Annotated in this window: 8 protein-coding genes and 1 pseudogene; 5 read left to right on the plus strand and 4 right to left on the minus strand. The window is 59.9% G+C overall.

Annotation, left to right across the window (positions count from 1 at the left end; translation table 11 throughout):
* The first annotated feature begins 6 nt into the window (after positions 1-6).
* The 4 genes from sufD to sufA all read left to right on the plus strand — a co-directional run bounded on the left by sufD (position 7) and on the right by sufA (position 3,545).
* A complete protein-coding gene (sufD, locus tag WA845_RS08320) occupies positions 7-1,278 on the plus strand; it encodes a Fe-S cluster assembly protein SufD (RefSeq protein WP_337322251.1) in 1,272 nt (423 codons plus the stop codon).
* 110 nt (positions 1,279-1,388) lie between these two features.
* The gene (locus WA845_RS08325; RefSeq protein WP_162719177.1) at positions 1,389-2,630 is read left to right on the plus strand and encodes a cysteine desulfurase; all 1,242 of its coding nucleotides are present in this window, start codon (positions 1,389-1,391) and stop codon (positions 2,628-2,630) included.
* A 36-nt stretch (positions 2,631-2,666) separates the two neighbouring features.
* The gene (locus tag WA845_RS08330; protein ID WP_004442386.1) at positions 2,667-3,050 is read left to right on the plus strand and encodes an SUF system Fe-S cluster assembly protein; all 384 of its coding nucleotides are present in this window, start codon (positions 2,667-2,669) and stop codon (positions 3,048-3,050) included.
* Positions 3,051-3,155: 105 nt separating this feature from the next.
* Positions 3,156-3,545 (plus strand): Fe-S cluster assembly scaffold SufA, encoded by a 390-nt coding sequence (gene sufA, locus WA845_RS08335; RefSeq protein WP_004442383.1) that lies wholly within the window; start codon positions 3,156-3,158, stop codon positions 3,543-3,545.
* Positions 3,546-3,762: 217 nt separating this feature from the next.
* On the opposite strand, the gene WA845_RS08340 is transcribed toward sufA, so the two are convergent.
* Complete coding sequence (locus WA845_RS08340; RefSeq protein ID WP_035209999.1) at positions 3,763-4,038, minus strand: hypothetical protein; 276 nt, start codon at positions 4,036-4,038, stop codon at positions 3,763-3,765.
* Positions 4,039-4,247: 209 nt separating this feature from the next.
* On the opposite strand from WA845_RS08340, the gene WA845_RS08345 reads away from it, so the two are divergent.
* On the plus strand, positions 4,248-4,718 hold the full coding sequence (locus WA845_RS08345; protein WP_337322252.1) for a DUF6714 family protein: 471 nt from the start codon (positions 4,248-4,250) through the stop codon (positions 4,716-4,718).
* Between the two features lie 10 nt (positions 4,719-4,728).
* On the opposite strand, the gene WA845_RS08350 is transcribed toward WA845_RS08345, so the two are convergent.
* From WA845_RS08350 to WA845_RS08360, 3 genes and pseudogenes are all read right to left on the minus strand, one after another.
* Positions 4,729-5,937, minus strand: a complete 1,209-nt coding sequence (locus WA845_RS08350; protein ID WP_004442376.1) for an ABC transporter permease — start codon at positions 5,935-5,937, stop codon at positions 4,729-4,731.
* Complete coding sequence (locus WA845_RS08355; RefSeq protein ID WP_004442374.1) at positions 5,927-6,646, minus strand: ABC transporter ATP-binding protein; 720 nt, start codon at positions 6,644-6,646, stop codon at positions 5,927-5,929. The genes WA845_RS08350 and WA845_RS08355 overlap by 11 nt, the downstream gene beginning before the upstream one ends.
* A 14-nt stretch (positions 6,647-6,660) precedes the next feature.
* Positions 6,661-7,073: pseudogene (locus tag WA845_RS08360) on the minus strand (efflux RND transporter periplasmic adaptor subunit); the annotation flags it as partial.

The raw sequence follows: 7,073 nt of genomic DNA on the forward strand, positions 1-7,073 counted from the left end.
ATGTCCATGAACATTCAAGCTACCAACCGGCTGACGCCAGCGGAAACCGCGCTGGTCGATGCCTACACCGCCAAGTTCAGCGAGCTGCCCGGCGACGGCGCCGTGGTTGCCGCGCGTGACGTGCTGTTCGACGATCTGAAGACCGGTGGTCTTCCGACACGCCGCATCGAGGCCTGGCACTATACCGATCTGAAGAGCCTGCTGCGCACGGTTCCGGAAGACCGGCCCGCGCCTGTCATCGAGAAGGCTGCGTCGATTATTGCCGGTTCGCCTGTGGCTTACATGCTGCATGGCACGGCCGATATCGGCAAGGTCGATGGTGTCAGCGTATCGCGCTTTGCCGACAGCCTGCTCGACGGCTCTGCCGCGACTGGCCTTGCGGAAGCCAGCAAGGATGACACGATTGGCCGCATCAATGGCAGCTTTGTGCGTGACGGCCTCGTGGTCGAAATTCCCGCCGATGCTGAGCTCGACAAGCCGATCGAACTGCAGGCTATCCATGGCGCAGGCCAGGTTCACAGCCGCTTCCCGGTGCGCTTCGGCAAGGGTTCGAAAGCGACCGTCATTGAACGTCACCTTTCGGTGACGCCCGATGCGGCGCTTGTCTCCTCGGTCAGCGATATCGTCGTTGAGGATGGCGCGGAAGCAACCTGGATTCTTCTGCAACAGCAGCGTGCTGCCGATATTCACCTTGGCCAGCTGCGCATCAAGCTCGGCGCGGAAGCCAAGCTGCGTCTCTTCGTGATCAATGCCGGCGGCAAGCTGGTGCGTCAGGAACTGCGCATCGATGTGGAAGGTGAGGGCACCGATCTCATCGTTCGCGGCGTCAACCTTCTGGGTGGCGAAACCCATACGGACGTGACGATGGTTCTTGGCCACAACGTGCCGAACACGACCTCGACGGAAGTTTTCCGCAACGTGGTGTTCGACCGTGCGAAGGGCATTTTCCAGGGCATGATCCGGGTCGCACCGGATGCCCAGAAGACCGACGCGAAGATGGCGTGCAACACGCTGCTGATGTCTGACGATGGCGAGTTCTCGGCAAAGCCGGAACTGGAAATCTTCGCCGATGACGTTCAGTGCGGCCATGGTGCAACGGTTGCCGATATCAGCGACAATCATCTCTACTACCTGATGGCGCGCGGCGTCCCACGGGCAAAGGCACGGGCGATGCTCGTCAACGCCTTCGTTGCCGAGATCGTCGAGGAACTGGAAGAAGAAAATCTGGTAGAGGCGCTGGAGACGATCATTTCCGGCTGGCTGGAGCATCACGCTTAGCAACCTCTCCGTCGTCATCCTCGGGCTTGTCCCGAGGATGAGGTGAAGCAGCGGTAACGCTGTGCAAACCCCGGAGCTCTCCAGAAGAGCACCATGAAAGGGCCCGAGAAATGGACCAGACCGCAATGGCGGCCCCTTATGACATCGAAGCCGTGCGCAAGGATTTCCCGATCCTGTCGCGCGAAGTCTATGGCAAGCCGCTGGTCTATCTCGACAACGGCGCGTCCGCTCAAAAGCCGCAGGTGGTGATCGACGCCGTTTCGCATGCTTATGCAAATGAGTACGCAAACGTGCATCGCGGCCTGCATTTCCTCTCCAATGCCGCAACCGACGCCTATGAGGCGGCGCGCGAAAAAGTGCGCCGGTTCCTCAATGCCGGTTCGGTGGACGAGATCGTCTTCACCAAATCCTCCACCGAGGCGATCAATACGGTCGCTTACGGTTATGGCATGCCCAAGATCGGCGAGGGCGACGAGATCGTCATCTCGATCATGGAGCATCACTCCAATATCGTGCCATGGCATTTCATCCGCGAACGGCAGGGCGCCAAGCTCGTCTGGGTGCCGGTTGATGATGACGGCGCATTTCATATCGAGGCTTTCGAAAAGAGCCTGACGGAGCGCACCAAGCTTGTCGCGATCACCCATATGTCGAATGCGCTCGGCACCATCGTGCCGGTCAAGGAAATCTGCCGTATCGCGCATGAGCGTGGCATTCCGGTGCTGATCGATGGATCGCAGGGCGCTGTTCATATGCCTGTTGATGTGCGCGATATCGATTGCGACTGGTATGTGATGACGGGCCACAAGCTTTATGGTCCCTCGGGCATCGGCGTGCTCTATGGCAAGGCGGACCGGCTGCGCGAGATGCGGCCGTTCCAGGGCGGCGGCGAGATGATCCTCGACGTCTCCGAAGACAACGTGACCTATAACGAGCCGCCGCATCGTTTCGAAGCGGGTACGCCGCCCATCGTGCAGGCGATCGGCCTCGGTTATGCGCTCGATTACATGGACAATCTCGGCCGTGCCGCGATTGCAGCACACGAGGCCGATCTTGCCGCTTATGCCGCCGAGCGGCTGCGCGAGATCAATTCGCTGCGCATCATCGGCAACGCGCCGGAAAAGGGCGGCATTTTCTCCTTCGAGCTTGAGGGCATTCACGCCCATGACGTCTCGATGGTGATCGACCGGCGCGGCGTTGCCGTGCGGGCCGGCACCCATTGCGCCATGCCGCTCTTGAAACGCTTCGGCGTCACCTCCACATGCCGGGCATCGTTCGGCCTTTACAATACCCGCGCCGAAGTAGACTCTCTTGTCGAGGCGCTGGAATATGCGCGCAAATTTTTCGCCTGATATCGCAGCTTGAAATCAGGATTGAGGTTTAAGACCATGACTGCCGATGCCACTGCAAAGACCCAGGATGCGACCGAAGCTCAGGAAAAGGTATCCACCATTCCGCCGGATGAGCTTGCACGCCTCAGCGACGATGTGATCGCGGCGCTGAAGACCGTTTATGACCCGGAAATTCCGGCCGACATCTTCGAACTCGGGCTGGTCTACAAGATCGATATCGAAGATGACCGGATGGTCAAGATCGTCATGACGCTGACTGCCCCCGGTTGCCCCGTCGCTGGCGAAATGCCGGGCTGGGTGGAGAACGCCGTTGGCGCCGTCGAGGGTGTTTCCGGTGTCACCGTCGAAATGACCTTCGATCCGCCGTGGACGCCGGACCGCATGTCGGAAGAGGCGCAGGTCGCCGTCGGCTGGTACTGATTTGATTTTGACTGGTGTCATCCCTTGATGACATTGTCAGGCGCACTTAAATTGAATTCCATAAGCATCGAGCCTTGAACTCGATTGTCGAAGGAGAATGGGCCCATGGGCTTTGCAATCATGACCATGACCGGGGCTGCGGCCTCGCGCGTTAAAGCGATCGTCGAAAATTCCGGACCGGACGCCAAGGGCGTGCGCGTCGGCATCAAGAAGGGCGGTTGCGCGGGCATGGAATATACCATCGACCTCGTGACCGAGCCGGATGCGAAGGACGATCTGGTGGAATTCGAAGGGGCGAAGGTCTGGGTTCAGCCTTCCGCCGTGCTTTATCTGCTCGGCACGCAGATGGATTTCGAAGTGACCAAGATGCGCTCCGGTTTCACCTTCAACAATCCGAACCAGACCTCTGCCTGCGGCTGCGGTGAATCTGTTGAGCTGAAGCCTGCGGATCTCGCCGCGCTTGCGAAGCAGCGTGAGGCAGAAGCCAGCGTCTGATTGGCTGCACTATCTCTGCGATGGATAGTTAGATATTCTTTTGCACCCAGCGCTCCTACAAACGCGACGTCATCCTTGGGCTTGACCCGAGGATCCATCCCCGTCAAATCGCTTGGGACGTTTGTAGATCCTCGGGTCAAGCCCGAGGATGACGGACGAAAAGTTTCAGGTTTTTTTTCCGCAGACTGCGTATCACGCAAAGTCAACTTCCGAAGGATCATGACTGCTGTTTGAAGGCTTCGATGAAATCGGCCAGCGGATGGATTGATGGCGTGGTCATCAACAGCGGTTCGAGAGCCGCGGCGATCTCCCGGCGATCTTCTGCAGAGAGTGGCCGCAGGCTTGACGTGATCCTGTTATAGTCAGGCGTCCCGCGCGATGCGAGCGAGCGATGGATCACAAACACTTCCGTCTGCCCGTCCTGTCGCTCCACAAAAAGGGCAAGCGATCCGCCGTCTGCAGCCGCAGCGCTATCGGATACGGATTTGAACATCGAGACTCCATGCGGTAGATTTCCGGAGAGCCTATCCGATTGACGTCATGGAGCAAGATTGAATGCGGATGGTTTCAGTGAGGGGGGTAGCGTGGGGAATAGCAGCAGCTCGATTGATGTCTGGACACTTAGCCTCGTTGCTGCCGGCATTCTGGTCGGCCTGACGTTGGACGGGGGCGGAGGGGGCCATCATTGAACGGGCGGTTCACGTGTTGAGACCGGCAGGGGAGAGCACGGCCACGGCAAGGGCGGCGGTAAAAGCTGCTTTCGCGCACGTCACCCTAGGCGCCGGTGTGGGTCTTCGCGAGGCCGCCGCGATTGATAATTACGCGAGCCATGATGTGCTTGCCGCCCGCCGCGCCGAGGACGAAAAGGACGACTGGTCTGCGATCACGGTGGAAGACGTGAACCTACACTCCGCCAGTCCTGCGTTTTTTGATGCCGAAGCAATGCGGTTTCATCTACCCGCCTACATGATCGCCGATCTCGACGGTTGTTACCGGCACGAGTTCGTGCCCCATCTGCGCGGCCGCCCGGAGAAATTTGCGCTGTTGAACGACGCTCAAAGGCGGGCCGTTGAATTATATTTGCACGCCCTCCTGCGGCGAAACAACCCGCCGTCTTACCAGACCGATGTAGAACAGGCGCTTGGGGAATGGCGGCAAGCCGCGGATCGTTAGGCCGGATTGATCACTCGTGTCTCAGGGCTTCGATCGGGCTGAGACTCGCCGCACGCCGCGCGGGAAAATAGCCGAAAATCACGCCGATGGCGGCTGAAAAGGCGAAGGCGAGGAAGATGATCGATGGGCTGGTGACGAAAGGCACGTTGAGGAAGCTGACGACCGCGTAGGCGAGGCCGAGGCCGGTGAGGATGCCGACGATGCCGCCGAAGGCCGAGAGCATCACCGCTTCCACCAGAAACTGTGTCAGCACCTGTTTTTCCAATGCGCCGATGGCAAGCCGAATGCCGATCTCACGCGTGCGTTCTGTTACCGAGACCAGCATGATGTTCATGATGCCGATGCCGCCCACGAGAAGGCTGACGGCGGCGACCGCGCCGAGAAGTCCGGTGAGAAGCGTCGTCGTGCCGGTCATGGCGGAAGCGATCTGCGTCATGTCGTTGACAGTAAAATCATCCTCGCGGCCGATGTTGATGCGGCGGCGCTCGCGCAGCAGGTTTTGCAGGTCGCTCTGCACCTTGGCGGTGGAAACGCCATCCTGCGCCGAAACCATGATCGAGGAAATGGTGGTGGTGCCGCCAATGCGCCGCTGGTGGATTTTGAGCGGCATGATGATCGTGTCGTCCTGATCGTCGCCGAGGCCGGACTGGCCTTTGCGGGCGAGAACGCCGATGACGGGGCAGGAGATGTTGCTGACGCGGATCGTCTGTCCCACAGGGTTTTCCGCACCGAACAGTTCCTGACGCACGGTTTCGCCGATGATGCAGCCGATCTGGCCGCCGCGATCTTCGGCGGGCTGGAAATCTCGACCAAGTGCGATGGTCCAGTCCTGCGCGATCAGATAGTCGTTCGTGGTGCCGATGACGCTCGTCTGGTGGTTCTTGCCGCCGAAAATGACGGTTGCGGCGGAACTGCGGTTCTGCGGTGCGACGGCGCGTATGCCCGATATCTGGTTGCGGATCGCCTCGACATCGCGGTCATCGAAGCGCTTGGCTTCGGTGCTGGCGCGGCCGGGGCCAAACTGGCCGGGGCGCACGAACAGCATGTTGGTGCCGAGCCGTGACAGTTCCGATTTTACCTGCTCGGTCGTACCGTTGCCGATGGTGACCATGGCAATGACGGCGGCCACACCAATGACGACGCCGAGCACCGTGAGAAATGAGCGCAACAGGTTGCGGCTGATGGCGCGCAACGCAAGACGCGATGTTTCAAAGAACATCCAATGTCTCCTTATGATCCGCGGCGCTATCGGAGGCGAGGTGGCCGTCGACAAAACGCAGCAGGCGCCCGGCATAAGCGGCGATATCCTCCTCATGGGTTACCATGACGACGGTAATGCCCTTGTCGCGATTGAGCGAGGTTATCAGTTCCATGATTTCGACGCTGGTCTTCGTATCGAGATTGCCGGTCGGCTCGTCGGCCAGAAGCAGCGCGGGGCGGGTGACGATGGCGCGGGCAATGGCCACACGCTGCTGCTGGCCGCCGGAAAGCTCCTGCGTGGTGTGATCTTCGCGACCTTTCAGTCCCACCTGTGCCAGCGCCTCCATGGCGCGCTCCCGACGCTCTGAAGCTTTCATGCCCCGATAGATAAGCGGTAGTTCGACATTTTCCACCGCAGAGGTGCGGGAGAGAAGGTTGAAGCCCTGAAACACGAAACCGAGCATGTGCCGGCGCAAGAGCGTCAGATGTTCGTTATCGAAGCCGCTGGTCGGCACGCCCTGGAAGAGATATTCGCCAGCCGATGGGACGTCCAGACAGCCGATGATGTTCATCGAGGTGGATTTGCCCGATCCCGACGGTCCCATGATGGCGACGAATTCCTTCTCGCGGATCGACAGGCTGACGCCGTCGAGCGCGCGGATCGTCGCTTCGCCGCGACCATATTGCTTCACGACATCACGGAACTCGATGAGCGGCGGCTGTTGCATGCGCTTGTCCTCCGTCAGCCGGCGTTACGGGCCGTTGCGTCGGTAATTACCTGGTCATCGGCTTTTAATTCGCCAGATTTCACCACGGTATGCTGGCCGTCGGTGGAGCCAGTTTCGATTGCGACGGAAACCGGATTGTTGTTGCGCAGCACCCAGACCGTCCTTTTACCCTGGGCGGCCTGGCCGGCATCGCGGTTTTGCGAGCGGCCCATGCGGGGCGGTCGGAACAGGCTCATCAACCCGCCCCCACGCGAAGCGGATTCGCGCGGCGGTGTATAACGAAGCGCGGAATTGGGTACCAGCAGGGCGTCCTTGATCTCTTCAACGATGATATTGGCGGTTGCCGTCATGCCGGGGCGAAGCAGCAGTTCTGCATTGTCGACCGTCAATATGCCCTTGTAGGTCACCACGTTGGATACGGTTTCCG

The sequence above is a fragment of the Agrobacterium sp. CMT1 genome (assembly GCF_037203725.1).
Taxonomy (GTDB): domain Bacteria; phylum Pseudomonadota; class Alphaproteobacteria; order Rhizobiales; family Rhizobiaceae; genus Agrobacterium; species Agrobacterium pusense.